At 51.0% G+C, this 18,318-nt stretch carries 17 protein-coding genes; 8 read left to right on the top strand and 9 right to left on the bottom strand.

Translation table 11 applies throughout. The features are described from left to right. The first annotated feature begins 62 nt into the window (after positions 1-62). Positions 63-692, top strand: coding sequence for a hypothetical protein (locus HMPREF2560_RS01635; RefSeq protein WP_070607271.1), 630 nt, complete (start codon positions 63-65; stop codon positions 690-692). An 80-nt stretch (positions 693-772) separates the two neighbouring features. Here HMPREF2560_RS01635 and gyrB read toward each other — a convergent pair whose 3' ends face one another. The 4 genes from gyrB to HMPREF2560_RS01615 all read right to left on the bottom strand — a co-directional run bounded on the left by gyrB (position 773) and on the right by HMPREF2560_RS01615 (position 5,548). Next, positions 773-3,163, bottom strand: coding sequence for a DNA topoisomerase (ATP-hydrolyzing) subunit B (gyrB, locus tag HMPREF2560_RS01630; RefSeq protein ID WP_070607268.1), 2,391 nt, complete (start codon positions 3,161-3,163; stop codon positions 773-775). 193 nt (positions 3,164-3,356) lie between these two features. Next, positions 3,357-4,244: a 50S ribosomal protein L11 methyltransferase gene (prmA, locus tag HMPREF2560_RS01625; protein WP_070607265.1), complete on the bottom strand. Its 888-nt coding sequence runs from the start codon at positions 4,242-4,244 to the stop codon at positions 3,357-3,359. Positions 4,245-4,333: 89 nt separating this feature from the next. Continuing rightward, entirely contained in the window at positions 4,334-5,143 is an 810-nt protein-coding gene (dapB, locus tag HMPREF2560_RS01620; protein ID WP_070873655.1) for a 4-hydroxy-tetrahydrodipicolinate reductase, read from the bottom strand. A 9-nt stretch (positions 5,144-5,152) separates the two neighbouring features. After that, positions 5,153-5,548 (bottom strand): outer membrane protein assembly factor BamE, encoded by a 396-nt coding sequence (locus HMPREF2560_RS01615; RefSeq protein ID WP_003682810.1) that lies wholly within the window; start codon positions 5,546-5,548, stop codon positions 5,153-5,155. A gap of 151 nt (positions 5,549-5,699) precedes the next feature. On the opposite strand from HMPREF2560_RS01615, the gene fur reads away from it, so the two are divergent. The 3 genes from fur to dapD all read left to right on the top strand — a co-directional run bounded on the left by fur (position 5,700) and on the right by dapD (position 8,105). Then, the gene (gene fur / locus HMPREF2560_RS01610) at positions 5,700-6,197 is read left to right on the top strand and encodes a ferric iron uptake transcriptional regulator (protein ID WP_003682812.1); all 498 of its coding nucleotides are present in this window, start codon (positions 5,700-5,702) and stop codon (positions 6,195-6,197) included. Between the two features lie 77 nt (positions 6,198-6,274). Then, positions 6,275-7,021, top strand: a complete 747-nt coding sequence (aat, locus tag HMPREF2560_RS01605; RefSeq protein ID WP_070607403.1) for a leucyl/phenylalanyl-tRNA--protein transferase — start codon at positions 6,275-6,277, stop codon at positions 7,019-7,021. Positions 7,022-7,283: 262 nt separating this feature from the next. Beyond that, on the top strand, positions 7,284-8,105 hold the full coding sequence (gene dapD / locus HMPREF2560_RS01600) for a 2,3,4,5-tetrahydropyridine-2,6-dicarboxylate N-succinyltransferase (protein WP_070607259.1): 822 nt from the start codon (positions 7,284-7,286) through the stop codon (positions 8,103-8,105). A 191-nt stretch (positions 8,106-8,296) separates the two neighbouring features. On the opposite strand, the gene HMPREF2560_RS01595 is transcribed toward dapD, so the two are convergent. The 5 genes from HMPREF2560_RS01595 to HMPREF2560_RS01575 all read right to left on the bottom strand — a co-directional run bounded on the left by HMPREF2560_RS01595 (position 8,297) and on the right by HMPREF2560_RS01575 (position 15,065). Beyond that, positions 8,297-9,091, bottom strand: a complete 795-nt coding sequence (locus tag HMPREF2560_RS01595) for a glycosyltransferase family 8 protein (protein ID WP_070607255.1) — start codon at positions 9,089-9,091, stop codon at positions 8,297-8,299. Between the two features lie 38 nt (positions 9,092-9,129). Beyond that, positions 9,130-10,932 carry a DNA recombination protein RmuC gene (gene rmuC, locus HMPREF2560_RS01590; protein ID WP_070607253.1) on the bottom strand — a complete coding sequence of 601 codons (1,803 nt, stop codon included), beginning with the start codon at positions 10,930-10,932 and terminating at the stop codon, positions 9,130-9,132. Between the two features lie 1,027 nt (positions 10,933-11,959). Continuing rightward, positions 11,960-13,324: a tRNA uridine-5-carboxymethylaminomethyl(34) synthesis GTPase MnmE gene (gene mnmE / locus HMPREF2560_RS01585; RefSeq protein WP_070607250.1), complete on the bottom strand. Its 1,365-nt coding sequence runs from the start codon at positions 13,322-13,324 to the stop codon at positions 11,960-11,962. Positions 13,325-13,436: 112 nt separating this feature from the next. Then, positions 13,437-13,976, bottom strand: coding sequence for a DUF924 family protein (locus HMPREF2560_RS01580; protein WP_004520918.1), 540 nt, complete (start codon positions 13,974-13,976; stop codon positions 13,437-13,439). A gap of 432 nt (positions 13,977-14,408) precedes the next feature. Beyond that, positions 14,409-15,065: an NAD(P)-dependent oxidoreductase gene (locus tag HMPREF2560_RS01575; protein ID WP_070734692.1), complete on the bottom strand. Its 657-nt coding sequence runs from the start codon at positions 15,063-15,065 to the stop codon at positions 14,409-14,411. 119 nt (positions 15,066-15,184) lie between these two features. Here HMPREF2560_RS01575 and HMPREF2560_RS01570 point away from each other — a divergent pair, with 119 nt between their 5' ends. The 4 genes from HMPREF2560_RS01570 (at position 15,185) to ubiG (ending at position 18,221) form a co-directional block, all read left to right on the top strand. After that, positions 15,185-16,075 carry a LysR family transcriptional regulator gene (locus tag HMPREF2560_RS01570; RefSeq protein ID WP_070607245.1) on the top strand — a complete coding sequence of 297 codons (891 nt, stop codon included), beginning with the start codon at positions 15,185-15,187 and terminating at the stop codon, positions 16,073-16,075. Then, a complete protein-coding gene (locus tag HMPREF2560_RS01565; RefSeq protein ID WP_070607242.1) occupies positions 16,072-16,344 on the top strand; it encodes a GIY-YIG nuclease family protein in 273 nt (90 codons plus the stop codon). The genes HMPREF2560_RS01570 and HMPREF2560_RS01565 overlap by 4 nt, the downstream gene beginning before the upstream one ends. A gap of 467 nt (positions 16,345-16,811) precedes the next feature. After that, complete coding sequence (locus HMPREF2560_RS01560; RefSeq protein WP_070607239.1) at positions 16,812-17,345, top strand: c-type cytochrome; 534 nt, start codon at positions 16,812-16,814, stop codon at positions 17,343-17,345. A 162-nt stretch (positions 17,346-17,507) separates the two neighbouring features. After that, positions 17,508-18,221: a bifunctional 2-polyprenyl-6-hydroxyphenol methylase/3-demethylubiquinol 3-O-methyltransferase UbiG gene (gene ubiG, locus HMPREF2560_RS01555; protein ID WP_049333599.1), complete on the top strand. Its 714-nt coding sequence runs from the start codon at positions 17,508-17,510 to the stop codon at positions 18,219-18,221. Positions 18,222-18,318 lie beyond the last annotated feature (97 nt).

Below are 18,318 nucleotides of genomic sequence, written 5' to 3'. Positions count from 1 at the left end.
GAATCAGTTGGAATGCTCTATTAAAATATGCAGCTGAAGTAAGTTATCTAAGGGTCAAATTAATGGATGAGAAAAAAATAGATTTTTTGCTGTATAGCGTACCGGAAAATGTGGACTATACGACGATTCCAGAAGAGCTTGACTTGGAGGATGTGCCGCAAGAGAGGATAGATGGATTAATCGAATTGCTATCCAATGAAAATGAGGTATTACAATTTGATTCAGCACGCCTGCTTGCTCATTGGGGTATTGATGAAGGCTTTGATACTTTGGTTTTGATGTTTGAGAAAGGGGAGACAGAGGGAATGATTGATCATCGTTTACATGGTTATGATGATACAGATCGGCATATCTTGTCTGCTTTTATCAGTTACTGGGCATCTAAAGCAGATCAGAGTCAGCAAAAAGGTGATGATGCACGTCAGAAAATCTTTCCTCCTGTGGTTAGAATTATTCGTAAAGCATCATCGGCAGATTTTTCTATCAGTGAGTTGTTTTGGCTGGTCACGAAAATGCAGTTTATAGAGTATGTGCCGCTCGTTAAAGAATATCTACAGCATATTATTGACTATCCAAGTAAACGGTATTGGGAAATCCATGATACTGTAAAATCATTATTAGAAATAGAACCACAATTTATTCATGATTTACTTGAAAGTAAACACAAAAAGTTATCGGACTTTGGATTATAAAAAGAATATTGTGAATAAAATAAAAAAACAAAAAGGCCGTCTGAAAATCGTTTTTCAGACGACCTTTTATCTTCTCATGCTTAGGCGTCGATGTTTTGCGCCAGCAGGGCGTTGTTTTCGATGAAGGCGCGGCGCGGTTCGACTTCGTCGCCCATCAGGGTAACGAACACTTCGTCGGCGGCGATGGCGTCTTCGATGCGGACTTTCAGGAGACGGCGGACGGTAGGATCCATCGTGGTTTCCCAAAGTTGTTCCGGATTCATCTCGCCCAAGCCTTTGTATCGTTGGATGGACATGCCTTTTTGGGCAACGCTCATCAAGATATCCAAAGCGCCTTCAAAGCTGTCGATGTCGTACTCGTTGTCGCCTTTGTAGAGCTTCGCCCCTTTGCCGACCATGCCTTTGAGTGCGGCGGCGGTTTGGGTAAGGGTTTGGTAGGCTTTGCTGTTGAGGAACTTAGGCTCAAGGTAGCTCACCATCACATTGCCGTGCAGCTTGCGTGTGATTTTGATGAACTGGTGTCCTTCGTGGCCTTCGATACGTTCGAGCGCGACTTCTTTTTCGTCCAAGAGGCCACTCAATTCGGCAACGGCGCGGTCTGCGCTTTCTGCCGTGCTAAGATCGACCGGCGAAGCGTGCAGCATGGCATGCAGGACGAGTTCGTCAATGATGCGGCTTTCTTGCTCGATGACGGTTTTGGCCAACAGGAATTGTTTGGCAGTATTGGCAAGCTCTTCGCCTTCGATGGTACGGCCGTCTGAAACGATTTTGGCTTTTTCCAAGGCCAAACCGAGCAGCCATTGGTCTTTTTCCAACTCGTCTTTGAGATAGCGCTCTTGTTTGCCGTATTTGGCTTTGTACAAAGGCGGCTGGGCGATGTAGATGTAGCCACGTTCAACCAGCTCGGGCATTTGGCGGTAGAAGAAGGTCAGGAGCAGGGTGCGGATGTGCGCGCCGTCCACGTCGGCATCGGTCATGATGATAATGCGGTGGTAGCGCAGTTTTTCGGCATTGAATTCTTCTTTGCCGATGCCTGCGCCTAGAGCGGTAATCAGCGTGGCGACTTCTTGGCTAGCCAGCATTTTTTCAAAACGTGCTTTTTCGACGTTCAAAATTTTACCTTTGAGCGGCAAAATCGCTTGGAATTTGCGGTCGCGGCCCTGCATGGCGGAACCGCCTGCGGAGTCGCCCTCGACGAGGTAGAGTTCGGACAGGGCAGGGTCTTTTTCTTGGCAGTCGGCAAGTTTGCCCGGCAGGCCCAAACCGTCCATCACGCCTTTGCGGCGGGTAATTTCGCGTGCTTTGCGGGCGGCTTCGCGAGCGCGCGCGGCATCGACGATTTTGCTGGTGATGATTTTGGCTTCGGTCGGGTTTTCTTCAAGGAAGTCGGTCAGTGCTTGGTTGATGACTTCGTTGACGACGGGGCCGATTTCGCTGGAAACCAGTTTGTCTTTGGTTTGCGATGAGAATTTCGGGTCGGGCAGTTTGACGGACAAAACGCAGGTCAGGCCTTCACGCATATCGTCGCCGGCGGTTTCCACTTTGGCTTTTTTAGCCACTTCGTTGGCTTCGATATAGTTGTTGATGGTACGGGTCATCACTTGGCGCAGTGCGGTCAAGTGCGTACCGCCGTCGCGTTGCGGAATGTTGTTGGTAAAACATTGCACGCTTTCTTGATAGCTGTCATTCCATTGCATCGCGCATTCGACGCTCATGCCGTCTTTTTCGCCGAACGCGTAGAAGATTTTTTCGTGCAACGGCGTTTTTTTGCGGTTCATGTATTGCACGAAGCCGGTCACGCCGCCGGAAAGGGCGAAGCTTTCGTGTCTGCCGTCGCGTTCGTCGGTCAATTCGATGTCTACGCCGTTATTGAGGAAGGAGAGTTCGCGGATACGTTTGGCGAGGGTGTCGAAGCTGTATTCGACATTGCCGAAGGTTTCGCTGCTGGCGAGGAAGCGCACGGTTGTGCCTTTTTTGTCGGAATCGCCGACAACCTTCAACGGCTCTTCGGTTTCGCCACGTACGAAGCGGACGAAGTGTTCTTTGCCGTCGCGGTAGATGGTCAGCGTTACCCAGTCGGACAGCGCGTTGACGACGGATACGCCCACGCCGTGCAGGCCGCCGGAGATTTTGTAGCTGTTGTTATCGAATTTGCCGCCTGCGTGCAAGACGGTCATGATGACTTCGGCGGCGGAGCGGCCTTCTTTCGGGTGGATGCCGGTCGGCATGCCGCGGCCGTTGTCGGCCACGCTGACGGAATTGTCGGCATGGATGGTTACGGTGATTTTGTCGCAATGTCCGGCGAGCGCTTCGTCAATGGCGTTGTCGAGCACCTCGAACACCATGTGGTGCAGGCCGCTGCCGTCCTGCGTGTCGCCGATATACATACCGGGGCGTTTGCGTACCGCTTCCAAGCCTTCCAGCACTTGTATGCTGTCGGCGCCGTATTCTTCGTGTTTTTGGTCAGTCATGGTCTTTTCTTGCTGAATTTCAAGGAATTTTTCCGTGCGCGCGATGAAATGTCAAACGGGCGCGGCGGATGTGTTCCGAAAGGTCAAAATAATAGGCAATTATACCTGATTTTGCTGGAATATTCAGCGTTTTAAGTGCAAAAAGGCCGTCTGAAAGCTTAAATTTCAGACGGCCTTTGTATCGGAAACAGCTTTAGCGTTTGACGCCGCTCAATCGCGCCCAGCCTTCTTCGATTTCGGCAGGCTCGATGTCGAACCATTGGCTGTAAATGCCGCTGAGTTCTTCGACTTGTTCATCCAAAAGGCCGGACAAGACAATGCGGCCGCCTTGTTTGGTACGTGCGGCAAGCATTTCGCCGAGCATACGCAGGGGATTGGCCAGAATGTTGGCGACAACGACATCAAATTGGCCTTGCGGCAGGCCGTCCGGTAGGTAGAACTGCGCGTCGACGTTGTTTTGCGCGGCATTGTCTTTGCTGGCGCGGATGGCTTGTTCGTCAATATCCACGCCGATTGCGGAACCTGCGCCGAGTTTGAGGGCGGCAATGGCCAAAATGCCGGAGCCGCAGCCGTAGTCCAATACGCTTTCGCCGCCTTTGAGCTGCGTGTCGAGCCATTTGAGGCAGAGGCGGGTGGTCGGATGGCTGCCGGTGCCGAAGGCAAGGCCCGGGTCGAGTTGCAGGTTGACGGCGTCGCTGTTGGGCGCTTCGTGCCAAGACGGGGTAATCCACAGGCGGTCGGAAATTTGAATCGGGTCGAATTGCGCTTGGGTCAGGCGTACCCAGTCTTGATCTTCAAGGATTTCGCCGGTGTATTTCAAATCGTTCAAACCGCATTCCTGCGCGGCAGCTTCGATAATGGAAGCGGCATCGTCGCTTTCGCCGAAAAGGGCAATGACTTTGCTTTGTTGCCAGATTTGCTCGGTCGGCATGCCCGGCTCGCCGAAAATGGCCTGCTCGTTTTCTGTACCGGCGTAGGCATCTTCAATGGCGGCGGACAATGCGCCGTGTTCCATCAGCGCGTCGGCAAGGCGTTCGGCGACGGCATCGTTGACGTTGATAGTGATTTGTTGATAGGACATGGTGGTGCTTTCTTTTTAATAAGGCCGTCTGAAAATCGACGTTGTGCTTTCAGACGGCCTTGTCAGGGATGAAACCTGATGATGCGGGTTTATCGGTTTTTCAAACCCAGTACGTCTTGCATATCGTACAGGCCTTTTTTGCCGTTTGCCCAAACTGCGGCGCGTACGGCGCCGGCGGCAAAGGTCATGCGGCTACTGGCTTTGTGGGTGATTTCCACGCGCTCGCCGTCGGTGGCGAAGAGGGCGGTGTGGTCGCCGACGATGTCGCCTGCGCGGACGGTGGCAAAACCGATGGTGGACGGATCACGCGGGCCGGTATGGCCTTCGCGGCCGTAAACGGCGCATTCTTTGAGGTCGCGGCCGAGTGCGTCGGCAATGACTTCACCCATGCGCAACGCGGTGCCGCTTGGGGCATCGACTTTGTGGCGGTGGTGGCCTTCGATGATTTCGATGTCGTAGCCTTCGTTTAACACGCGGGCGACGGTGTCGAGGATATGGAAGGTCAGGTTGACGCCGACGCTGAAGTTGGCGGCGAAAACAACGCCTATTTTTTCGCCTGCGGCTTGGATGGCGGCTTTGCCTGCATCATCAAAACCGGTCGTACCGATGATGATGTTGACGCCTTTTCCCACGCATTTTTGCAGGTGTTTCAGGGTTGGCTCGGGACGGGTAAAGTCGATGAGGACATCGCTTTGAGCCAGTACGGCATCCACGTCGTCTGAAATGACGACGCCGGTTTTGAGGCCGGAGGCGAAGCCTGCATCCAAACCCAATACTTCCGAACCGGAATGCTCGAGTGCGCCGGAGAGGACGGCATCGGGATGGTTGTTGACCGCTTCAACCAAAACGCGGCCCATGCGGCCGTTGACGCCGGCAATGGCGATTTTCAATGCGCTCATGGGGCTTCCTTATTGCGGCTTGGTTTCGGTGGTTGGAACGACGTTTTGTCCGGCTTGAACCGCTTCGATGGATTTTTGAATGGCATCGCCTTCGGCGCGTGCGAGGACGTCGTTTTCAAAGTACAGGGTCAGGTTGCTTTGTTCTTTGATGATGCCGTTGCGGCTGGTGTTGAAAGTGTAATCCCAGCGGTCGGCATGGAAGGCGTCGCGCAGGAGCGGCGTACCGAGCAGCAGTTGGACTTGGTCGCGGGTCATACCTTGGCGCAGGGAAACCACGGCGCGGGGATTGAGCTCGTTACCTTGGATGATTTTGAGTTTGTAGGATGGAAAGTTGGATACGCGCTCGGCACTGCATGAGGCCAGACCTAAAATAGCGGCGATGGCAAGGCATAAGGCTTTATTCACGGGCTTACCTTTCTGTGTCATTTCGGGAAAGATGTTTATCATCGCTTGAATATTTTTAAAAAGCAAACGATAATCATCTTCTTAATTTTTCTTTTCGCCGATTTTCAATTGCAAGACCGGCGGCAGATTGCCGCCCTTTAACGGCCCAATAGTGGGCAAACGGGCGGAAAGTGCGTATTATAACGGTTATTACCTTACAGGGATATTGAATATTATGGAAAAATTCAGCAACATTGCGCAATTGAAAGACAGCGGTTTGAAAGTTACTGGTCCACGTTTGAAAATTTTGGACTTGTTCGAGACTCATGCCGAGGAGCATTTGAGTGCGGAAGATGTGTACCGTATCCTGTTGGAAGAGGGCGTGGAAATCGGCGTGGCGACGATTTACCGCGTGTTGACCCAGTTTGAACAGGCCGGCATTTTGCAACGCCACCATTTTGAAACCGGCAAAGCGGTTTACGAATTGGACAAAGGCGACCACCACGACCACATCGTCTGCGTGAAATGCGGCGAAGTAACCGAATTTCACAATCCGGAAATCGAAGCGCTGCAAGACAAAATCGCCGAAGAAAACGGCTACCGCATCGTCGACCACGCGCTGTATATGTACGGTGTATGCGGCGAATGCCAAACCAAAACCAAACGTTAAGCAGTTTGTATGTTGATTTTTCAGACGGCCTTGGGCATTTTCAGCCTAAGGCCGTCTGAAACTTTATGGGCTTTGCGATGAAGATTCCTTTACTTGCGCCACGGGATTATCGTTTCCCCGACCTGTCTTACGCTTTGGCAGAGTGTGACGGCTTGGTCGGCGTCAGCGGCGATTTGGATACGGGGCGGCTGTTGTCGGCGTATGGGCAGGGGATTTTTCCGTGGTTTAGCCGCGACGGTTGGTTTTTCTGGTATGCGGTTGCGCCGCGAGCCGTGATTGTACCGGAAAGCCTGCGTATCGGCCGATCGCTTGCCAAAACTTTGCGTCACAAGCCTTATCGGGTAACGGTTAACCGCTGTTTTGAAAAAGTGATTGCCCATTGTGCCAATGTGCCGCGTCCGGAACAGGACGGAACGTGGATAGAACCTGCGTTTCAGACGGCCTATTTGAAGCTGCACCATCAGGGGCATGCGCATTCGTTTGAATGTTGGCTGCCGGATGAACAAGGCGAAATGCAGTTGGCGGGCGGGTTTTACGGCGTGCAAATCGGCTGCGTGTTTTATGGTGAGTCGATGTTTGCCTTGTGTCCCGATGCGTCCAAGATTGCGTTTGCCTGCGCCGTCCCGTTTTTGGCGGATTTGGGCGTTGCGCTGATAGACTGTCAGCAGGATACCGAACATATGCGCCGTTTCGGTTCGCAATTAATGGATTTTGCCGACTTTCAGACGGCCTTAAAGGATTTGAATGCGAAACCGTTAAAGCGGAATATTGAATGCGGCGTGGTGGCTGAAAATCTTCTGCAAAAGATTGGCGGCGAAGGTTGATTTATCGGTACGGCGTGTCGGCAGAATGGGCAGTCTGCATATCTTAGCTGGAAAATTAGTTAGAAAATAAATGCGATTCCATTCACTCGAACAGGCCGTCTGAAAATCTTGGCTTAGCCAAAATCCGGCCGTGTAACGCTTGGCGCTAATCATGTTAATAGCTGACGAAATCGCTTTTACATGGCAAAATAACGAGTTAAATATTTGTAATAGGGCGGCCTGAATAGGTTTCAGACGGCCCTGATCTCTTGAAGGAATCAACATGTCTTTGCAAAACATCATTGAAACGGCTTTTGAAAACCGTGCCGAAATCAATCCGAATACCGTTACCCCCGAAGTGCGTGAAGCGGTTTTGGAAACCATCAGCCAACTTGACTCCGGCAAACTGCGCGTTGCCGAGCGTTTGGGCGTGGGCGAATGGAAAGTCAACGAATGGGCGAAAAAAGCCGTATTGCTGTCTTTCCGCATTCAGGACAATGAAATCCTCAACGACGGTGTGAACAAATACTTCGACAAAGTGCCTACTAAATTTGCTGATTGGTCTGAAGACGAATTCCGCAGCGCAGGCTTCCGCGCAGTTCCGGGTGCCGTTGCCCGCCGCGGCAGCTTTGTGGCGAAAAATGTCGTGTTGATGCCTTCTTATGTCAATATCGGCGCATACGTTGACGAAGGTGCGATGGTCGATACTTGGGCGACTGTCGGCTCTTGCGCGCAAATCGGTAAAAACGTACACTTGAGCGGCGGCGTCGGCATCGGTGGCGTACTCGAGCCTCTGCAAGCCAGCCCGACCATTATTGAAGACAACTGCTTCATCGGTGCGCGTTCTGAAATTGTTGAAGGCGTGATTGTCGAAGAAGGCAGCGTGATTTCTATGGGCGTATTCATCGGTCAATCCACCAAAATCCTTGACCGTACTACCGGCGAAATCTATCAAGGCCGCGTACCGGCTGGTTCGGTTGTCGTATCCGGCAGCATGCCTTCCAAAGACGGCAGCCACAGCCTCTACTGCGCGGTTATCGTTAAACGCGTGGACGCGCAAACCCGTGCGAAAACCAGCGTGAACGAATTGTTGCGCGGTATCTAATCGGATAACGATAACGCCGACTGAGGGTGGTATGCTCACTCTATGGTTAGTTTTGAACAAAAAAACAGGCAGAATGTTCTGCCTGTTTTTTTATGGCTTAAAGGCCGTCTGAAACGATTTCAGACGGCCTTTTGTTTTTGATGATGGGTTCTTTAAGAGTAATCGAAGGGAGAGGGGTCCCTTGCCTGAAATTACGCTTTCGGCCAGTCGGCGCAATAGTATTGCCAATAGACTTCGATAAAAGGAATTTCGCCGTAATCGCACAGCCACGGTTTGGCGCGTGTGGTGTAGTGGATAACGGGCGGAACAGTGTCAGGTTTGGGGAATACTTCGCCGAGATTTCGTTTTTGGAAATATTGGACTGCGCCTGTTTGGAAATTCCAAGATTCTTCTAGTTGCAGCCAGTTTTTTTGAAATACGGTGTTTAGAAAGCATTGGTCGCCGTAGGGAACGGATTTGTCAATGGTGGTAGCAGTTTGCAGCAGTTGCGCCGCGATATTGTGTTCCCGCCATTGCGCCAGGTCGACCAACAACATACCGGAATTGAAATAGGGCGTAGTGTGCAGGCCGGTTGGGTGATTCCATTCGGTACGGGCAAGAAAGGAGTCTTGTACCGCTGCAACGGGATAACCGCGCATATCGAGGCTGAACAAATCGTGTAGGGATTGGGTAATCACCATATCGCTGTCGAGATAAAGGGCGCGGTCGACAGGCAGATGTTGCATCATCAGACGGAAAAATGCGGCATCCGAAATATGGGGTAGGCGGCGATATTGGCTGAAGTCCATTTCTATTTTGACATCATTCAGACGGCTGCCGCTGGCGGCGAGTTTTTGGTTGGTATAGTTGATCCATTCCCGCCTGAAGGTATTGTGCATGAGGTAGAAATTGACATTTGTGTTGTGTGTGCAGACGGATTTCATCAGGGTATGAACCTGCTCGGCATAGCCGGTATCGGCGGCAAGAACGATGGTGATGTTGCTCATTGGTTAAATTCCCTTTATTTGCAAGGTCTTAAATTTTATCAGTCATTTTCTTGGTCTTGTGCGGTCGGTAAGGAGGCGTGGTCTTCGTTTTCCGACATGGCTTTTTCTAATAAATCGCGTTGCAGCTGTTTACCGGCTTTGATGCCCAATTTGCGTAGTTTTTCGGTGCTGCTGATGAGGTTGCCCCTGCCGGACACCAAGCGGCCATAGGCCGTCTGAAACTGGGATTGAGCCTGACCGAGCGCTTTATTGATGCCGTCCATGCTTTCGACAAAGCCGACAAATTTGTCATAAAGTTTACTGCCTGCCTCGGCAATCGCCAACGCGTTTTGGTTTTGTTGCTCATTGCGCCAGATGTTGGCAACGGTGCGCAGGGTGGCGAGCAGGGTGCTGGGGCCGGTCAGCATGATGCGTTTGTCGAAACACTCTTGGAAGAGGTTTGGATCGTGTTGCAGGGCGAGGAGGTAGGCCGGTTCGACAGGGACGAACATAAAGACGAAGTCCAGCGTTTTGACGCCCTCAAGGTCGGTGTAATCTTTTGCTGCCAAGCTTTTGATGTGGGCGCGGATGCTGGCGACGTGGTTGGCAAGCTCGTGTTCTGCTTCTGCGCCGGTGCTTTGCGTATAGCGGACGTAGGCGGTCAGCGATACTTTGGAGTCGATGACAATTTGTTTGTTGTCGGGCAGATTGATGAGGACATCGGGCTGGAGGCGGCGCTGGGTGCCGTCTGCCTCGTGGCGGACGCTGGAGGCTTGAATGATGTATTCGCGGCCTTTTTGCAGACCGGAATTTTCCAATACGCTTTCCAAAATCATCTCGCCCCAGTTGCCTTGGGTTTTGTTTTGCGTGCCGGTCAGCGCAGTGGTCAGCGCTTTGGCATCGTGGTGGAGCTGGGTGTTGAGGGTTTGCAGGCGTTTGAGCTCATTTTCGATGGTCAGGCGTTCTTTGGCTTCTTTTTCATAAGTCTGCTGGACCAGCTCGCTGAAGCCGTGGATGCGTTCGTTGAGCGGATTGAGCAGTTGCTGGAGATGGTTGTGGTTTTGCTCGGTAAAACGGCGGCTTTTCTCTTCCAGAATAGTGTTGGCGAGGTTTTGGAACTGGTCGCTCAGGTTTTTACGCGCATCTGCCAGCAGGGTCAGCTTTTCTTCGGCAGCCTGACGGTCTTTTTCCGATTGGGTATTGAGGCGCTCGTTTTGGACTTGAAGCGCGTGGTTTTGCTCCAAAAGGGCGGCGTATTCTTGTTTCAGACGGCCTTTTTCAGCTTCCTGTTGCTGTAAAAGGCTGTTTTTGTCGTCGATATTGGCTTTTTCTTGAGTCAGTTGTGTGGAGAGGCGTTCGTTTTGGACTTGCAGCGCATGGTTTTGCTCTAAAAGCGAATCGTAGTCTTGTTTCAGACGGCCTTTTTCCGTTTCTTGTTGTTGCAAAAGCGTATTTTTATCCGCACTCAATGCCTGTTCTTGAATCAGCTGAGTGTTTAGGCGTTCGTTGTTGATTTGCAGGTTTTGCGCGCTTTGCTGCCATTTTGCACATTCGTGTTTTAAAGCTTCGGCTTCGGCCTCGCAATCTTGCAGATAGGCAATCTGTTTTTCGGCTGCGGCAAAGCGGTTGCCCGTCTCCTGCAATTCGTCTTGCAATTCCTGCACGGTATGGCGGCTTTGCGCCAAGTCCGCCGCAGTTTGAGCCTGCACCTGTTCGGCAAACTCATGCAGGCGGCGGCTTTCGGCCAATTCTTGCAAAACAATAAAGTGTCGGCTTTGGGCTTGGTAGCGTGTTATAAGCCAAGCAAACAGCGCGCCGATAAAAAATGCGGCCGCGCCGGTCAGGATTAGGGTGTTGTTCATGCTGGAAATAGTCAATACGCAGAATGTTTCACTATATCATATATTTGCAGCGCATTTTATGGTCGGATATGCGCTAGAAACGTGTGTTTTCTTTAAAAGAAGCTATCAAAGGTATTGGTTTTGACTAATTGAACATTTAGGTTGTGAAAAAGATAAATTTGTAACATTTTGAATTTAAAAATATATTTAATTTAGAGTGCAATTTTGCAACAAAAAAGGAGGAATTTTATGGGCACAGCAAGATACGTTTGTAGTGTGTATGTAATTAAGACATCGGTGTCATTGAGAAAGACATCGGTGTCATTTTCAAAACAAAATATAAATTAACTATAACCATTATTATGTATATTTTTAGTATTTTATCTTTACGGAAAAGTTGTATTAATTAACGATTAACACGGTATGATTCGTCCTGTCGGCAGCGCAGATGCTGGCGAAAAAATGTGTATGTTGTTAAATAACATTTTGTATCTATGAAAAAGGACTACTTAAAATGGGACATTTAATAACGCTTGCTGCCGCTTCTTTAATCGGTATGTCCGGAATATCGGCTTCTGCCGTCGGCATCTCCCGTAATATCGAAACGGCTATACACAAATAATTCAATTATAAACGAATCAATTACAATACCTTAGAAAACGCAACTTAGGCCGTTTTTCGGCCGACAGACAAGAAAGTGAGATGAACAATGAAAACTTTAATCAAACTGGCGGCAGCCTCTTTAATCGGTATGTCCGGCCTGACCGTCGGCGCAACCAATATCGCCCACAATATGGCTGATGCCGATAAATAAAAAATACACAACACACCCTTAAATACACAGAAAAGAGTTAAAATGAAAACATTAATCAAATTGGCCGCGGCTTCTCTGATCGGCATGTCCGGTTTGACAGTTGGTGCGACCAAAATCGCAAAAAATATGGCAGAAGCTGCCAATAAATAAACGCAAGTGAAATTAAGCTTGTTTTGGTGATAAAAAAGGCCGTCTGAATATTCAGACGGCCTTTATATTTGATGGCAAACCGTTTTATTTGCCGATACAGAAGCGCGAGAAAATCACGCCCAGCAAATCGTCGGCGGTAAATTCGCCGGTGATTTCGCTGCACGCGTTTTGGGCGAGGCGCAGGTGTTCGGCGAAAAGCTCGATTTGGTTGTTGTTGCAGAAGGTGGCGTTTTCCAGCTCGGCTTCGGCTTCGTGCAGGGCGTTGAGGTGGCGGCTGCGGGCGAGGAACAGGCTTTCGCTTTCGCCCTGCCAGCCGATTTCTTGTAACAGCGCGTGTTTGAGCAAATCAAGGCCGACGCCGGTTTTGGCAGACAGGCTGATGACACTTTCCGCACCGGTTTGTGCGAGGCCGTCTGAACGGACGGCGACAGGTTCGCCGGTCAGGTCGGCTTTGTTGTGGATTTCGATTTTTTTCAAACCTTCAGGCAGGCTGTTCAAAATGGCTTGGGTTTTGGCGTTCACGCCTTCGCGCGGGTCAATCAGAATCAGGGCGACATCGGCTTCGGAGACGGCTTTTCGGCTGCGCTCGATGCCGATTTGTTCGACCACGTCGTCGGTTTCGCGCAGGCCGGCAGTGTCGATGATGTGAACGGGTACGCCGTCGAGGGTAATTTGTTCGCGCACGGTGTCGCGGGTGGTGCCGGCGATGTCGGTTACGATGGCGATGTCGTCGCCCGCCAAGGCGTTGAGCAGGCTGGATTTGCCGACGTTGGGTGCGCCGACGAGGACGACGTTCATGCCTTCGCGCAAAATCGCGCCTTGTTCCGCACTGGCAAGCACGGTTTTCAGACGGCCTTGCAGGGCTTGGAGCTTGCCGCGCGCGTCGGCGGCTTCGAGAAAGTCGATGTCTTCTTCGGGGAAGTCGAGCGTGGCTTCAACCAGCATCCGCAAAGTAATAAGGTCGTCCACCAGCTCGTGTATGTGTTGGGAAAACGCGCCTTTGAGCGAACGCAATGCCATACGCGCGGCGGACTTGCTGGAGGCGTCGATGAGGTCGGCGACGCTTTCGGCTTGGGCAAGGTCGAGTTTGTTGTTGAGGAAGGCGCGTTTGGTAAATTCGCCCGGCTCCGCCATACGCGCGCCCAGTTCGAGGCAGCGCGAGAGCAGCATGTCCATCACGACGGGGCCGCCGTGTCCCTGCAACTCAATCACGTCTTCGCCGGTAAAGCTGGCGGGGGCGGCGAAGTAGAGCAGGATGCCGTTGTCTATCGGCTGCCCGTCGCCGCCGAGAAAGTCGGTGTAAAGCGCGGTGCGCGGCTTGGGCGTTTTGCCGCCACTGAGGGTTTGCGCCAAAGGCAGCAGGTTTTTGCCGGAAAGACGGATCACACCGACGCCGCCGCGTCCGGGTGCGGTGGCGATGGCGGCGATGGTGGGTTGGGTTGCGGACATGGTTGGCTCGTATCTGGAATTTAATAGACGGTATTATATAGTGATTTCACGATGATGCAGGCCGTCTGAAAACCTTGATTTCGGTTTCAGACGGCCTTTGACTTTGATGGAATTAAAATGATGAACCTTCCTGCTTCAGAAATTCTGCTTCTTCTTCCGTGGTTTTACGCCCCAATACGGCGTTACGGTGCGGATAGCGTCCGAAGTGGTCGATGATGACTTTGTGTTTGATTTCAAAGGCCAATGCGTTTTCATTGGTATAGCGTTCAAACAGCGGTACGGCTTGTTCATGGATAACTTGGCTTTCGCTGTGCATCAACGGCATTAGCATGAAATGGCGTTCATGCGGAAGGAGGTCGGCGAAGCCGGGTTGGCGAACGGCTTCTTGGGCAAGAATGAGTGCAGCAGTATCTTGGGCAAACGCTTGAGGGCTGTCGCGGAACAGATTGCGCGAGAATTGGTCAAGAATAATGATTTCGGCGAGCCTGCCTTGCAGGGTATCGCGCCAGTGTGAAAGTTCGCCGCGAGCTGCCTGCTGCCAGATATCGAAAAATTGAGCGCGAATTTGGGCATCGAATCCATTGTTGCGGGCAAATTGGAAAGGGTGGTTTTCTTCGGTAAACCAGAAATCTAAGACAGTTTGAGGTGTCATGAAAACTCCTTGAAATAGAGTACAGGGAAAATTGAGGTCGTCTGAAAAATTAGAGAGATGCTTTCAGATCATCTTAACCATCAGCGCTTGCGTGAGAAAAGATCGGTAGCGGAGCGGATTGTTGCTCACAATATGCAATTTATGATCTACATCTTTTCAGGATGGGCTCCTTACTACTCTGGTACAGTTCCTTCACTTTGTTCAAAATATTTTTGTAATTTTGATATAAATTGCCGACAGATTTTATTCGTATGTGGAGACGACGACAATATTTTGCACTTGGAAAACTTTGCTTGCGTTGCCGACATAAGCTGTTGCACCAATCACTGCGATTTTCATGTGTGACTTCTTGTTGAGATTCGATTGATGAGATGAGCGCATGCAAAGGCCGTCTGAAACTTTTAGTTTCAGACGGCCTTTAAATTAAGATGATTAAACAGCGGCGACGGTAAAGCGTTCAAACAAATGCGCTTTGTTTTCCACATCGTCGGCGATGGCGACTGCCAAATCGGCCACACTGATGCCTACCGGAATTTCACCGTCCATCAGCAAATCGTCTTTACCCAAGCGGTATTTGCCGGTTTTGTCTTCGCTGAAACCGCCGTCCGCGCCCAGTCGTGCCGGAGGGGAAACGAAAGACCAGTTCACGTCGCGGCGCGGCAGGAGTTCTGCCAAAAGATGGCGTGCGGCATTGGCGCCGTCGAAAATTTCTTTCGGGAAGTCGGGCGTATCGATAACTTGCAAACCGGGTGCCACATACAGGCTGCCCGCGCCGCCGACGACCAATAAATAAGGCACTTGCGCTGCTTTTGCTGCTTCGACAATGCTGTTTGCGCCACGTGTGAAATCTGCGCCGATGTTGGGATTGGTCCAGCCCGGGTTGAATGCGCTGACTACGGCATCAAAACCGGCCAGTTTGTCGGCGAAATCTGCTGCGTTGACATCTGCAGAGACTGCGGCAACATTTTGCGCTTGGAACACTTTGTCTGTATTGCGAGCGAAAGCGGTTATTTCATGACCGCGGCCTGCCAATTCTTGGACGACTGCGTTGCCGACATAACCAGTTGCACCGATAACTGCGATTTTCATATTTGACTCCTTGTTGGGATTCGATTGATTAGATGAGTGCATTGTAAGGCCGTCTGAAACGCTTGATAATCCCTGATTTACTGTTATTATTGTGAAGTTGAACTACATAATTAGTCGAAATGCAAGACATCAAACCCCTGCTTGTTTTCGCCGCCGTCCTCGAACACGGCAGCATGAACGCCGCTGCGGCCGCACTGGGCATGACGCCGTCTGCCGTCAGCCAGCACATCAACCGCCTCGAAACCCTGCATGGCATCAAGCTGTTAAACCGCAGCACGCGCAGTCTTGCGCCTACCGATGCCGGCCGCGCCTTGGGCGAATACTGCTGCCGCCTCGCCGCCACCCTTGCCGATACGCGTACCGTTATCGACAATCTGAAAACCGAACCCGTCGGCGAATTGCGTATTTCCCTGACTTCCTGCGTCATCGGTTCCCGCGCTTTTCAGACTGCGTTTTCACGATTGCAAGCCGAGTTTCCCAAAATCCGCCCTGTCTTCAATTTCAGCGATACTTTGGACGACCTGCAACACAATCAGACCGACATCGCCATACGCGGCGGCGACCGGGCTTTGGACGATCCCAACTTGGTTGCGCGCCATCTCGTGACTTGGCCGTACATCATTTGCGCCGCGCCCGATTATCTCGACCGGTATCCGCCCATTACCCATCCCTCTCAGCTTCATGCACACAGCTGGCTGCATTTTTTACCTGTCCGTACGACCTTGCAAAATGGTGAAGAAAGCTATTTTCTCGACGTCGCCGACAGCATCGCCTGCACGCATTTGGCCGCTGTGCGCAGCCTGACCGAAAGTGGTTTCGGTTTGTCTTTACAAGTGGGCGGCGAAGTGAGGGAGAAAATCGAACAAGGCCGTCTGAAAGCGGTTTTGCCTGAATGGACATTGCCGCCGGTCAGCCTTTATTTGGTAACGCCTTATCGTGTGCAGTCTGTTAAAACCGAGGTTGCCGTGCGCATTTTTACCGAGAGTTTTGCCAAGGAAGGGGATTTATGAACGCGGACAATTGGAGCGTTTACCTGATTTTGTGCGAAAACGGCGCGTTTTATTGCGGCATCAGCAACCGTCCGCAAGAGCGATTTGCGGCGCACTTGTCAGGAAAAGGCGCGAAATACACGCGGTTGAACAAGCCTGTCGAGATGCGCATTGTTTCAGACGGCCTGAACAAAAGTGAAGCGCTGAAACGGGAAATCGGCATTAAGAAATTGACGGCAGAGCAGAAGCGGGGATTGTGGACTGAAGCTGAAATATTGGCAAAAGACTAATGGCGGCACTGGATTAAATTGTAGTCGGGATATGAAAAACTCTATAAACAAGTAGGCCTGCCGGTGTCTTTTGCATGGCCAAGCGGCAAATGTTTATTAACATGATTCAAAAAGGCCGTCTGAAACCTGATTGGGATTCAGACGGCCTTTTTGAGATGGGGATGGCTTTCAGGTTGACGCTACTCATGGAGAAGTCGGTAAAAAGTTGAATTCTAAAAGAAACTTTGAAAATAAAATGAGTAACTGATTGAACAATAAAATGAAAGTTATCGCGCTTCATGACAAATGGGGTAAATTTCTATCCGAGTAGAGAGGTGGTGTCAATATGTTTTTCAGTTTTTGAGACAAAATCTGATTTATACCAATATTTATTATAGTGTAGGTCGAAAGTATTAGTTTCTATGCTAGAATTTTTAAGCTGTTTATATAAAACAGTGATTTAAACTAAAACTAAGGAAAGACAGAACATGAACAAATTACTGATTGCCGTAATGATGATGGCTGGTTTGACAGCTTGTTCCCAAGAGGCTAAACAGGAGACTCAAGAGACTGCTCAAGCCGTTGCATCTGAAGTGAAAAACGAAGCCGCTTCTGCTGCCGATGCGACTGCATCTGCCGCTCAAGAAGCCGCTGATAAGGTTGAAGCCGCTGCCAGCAAAGCAGAGGAAGCCGCTAAACCTGAAGAAGCTGCCAAACCTGAAGAGAAAACCGAAGCGCCTGCCGCTGAAGCCAAACCTGCAGAATCCGCCAAAGTGGACGGCAAAGCTGTTTTTGAAGCGAACTGTAAAGCATGCCACAGCGGCTTGATTCCCGGCGCTCCGGCCGTAGGCAAAAAAGAAGACTGGGCGCCCCGTATCAAACAAGGCCAAGACACTCTGCACAAACATGCAATCGAAGGCTTCCAAGCCATGCCAGCCAAAGGCGGCAACGGCAGCTTGAGTGATGATGAAGTGAAAGCTGCGGTTGACTACATGGCCAACGAATCCGGCGCTAAATTCTAAATCGCACCGATTGAAACGCACCTTGCAACAAGGTGCGTTTTTTATGGGCAGACGGATGAAAGTTGAAATAGGGCCGATAAACAGGCAAAGGCCGTCTGAAACATTTTATTTTGAAGCACAATCGGCTAAAATCAGGCGAATGATTTTATGCAGGAGCAAACCATGAGCAATCAACACGACAACGTAGATGCCGGCGAAATCGCCAAGTTCAGCCAAATCGCCGATAAATGGTGGGATAAAAACGGCGAATTCAAGCCCCTGCATGACATCAACCCCTTACGCCTCGACTATATCGACGGCTATGCCGGATTGGCAGGCAAACGCGTGCTGGATGTAGGCTGCGGCGGCGGGATTTTGTCGGAAAGCATGGCCAAACGCGGCGCAGAACACGTGACCGGCATCGATATGGCGGAAAAATCCCTGCAAACCGCCGCTGCCCATGCGGCCGCCCAACACGTTGCCAATATCGATTACCGCTGTATCCGCGTTGAAGACCTCGCCGCCGAGCAGCCGCACAGCTTTGACGTGGTAACGTGTATGGAAATGATGGAACACGTTCCCGATCCGGCCGCCATCGTTCAAGCCTGCGCGAAACTGGTCAAACCTGACGGCATGGTGTTTTTCTCCACCATCAACCGCAATCCCAAATCTTATCTGCATCTGATAGTCGGTGCGGAATATCTGTTGAAATTCGTCCCCAAAGGCACGCACGACTGGAAAAAATTCATCACGCCGGCAGAACTCGCGCGCATGTGCCGCCAAGCCGGATTGGATACCGTCGGAAGCAAGGGCATGACCTACAATTTGTTGAGCGGCCGTTATTCCTTGTGCGATTCGACTGAAGTCAACTACATGGTTGCCTGCCGTCCGGCGTAAGGCTACACGGATAAAAAATGAGGGCTTGCCCGATATTTGAAACGGTATGTCGAAAGCAGCTCGATGCAAATCGGTAAAGCAAATCAGGCCGTCTGAA

The sequence above is a fragment of the Neisseria sp. HMSC078H04 genome (genome assembly GCF_001838135.1).
In the GTDB taxonomy this organism is placed as follows: domain Bacteria; phylum Pseudomonadota; class Gammaproteobacteria; order Burkholderiales; family Neisseriaceae; genus Neisseria.
Note: the sequence above shows the minus strand (reverse complement) of the source record. Positions and strands in the feature narration are given on the sequence as shown.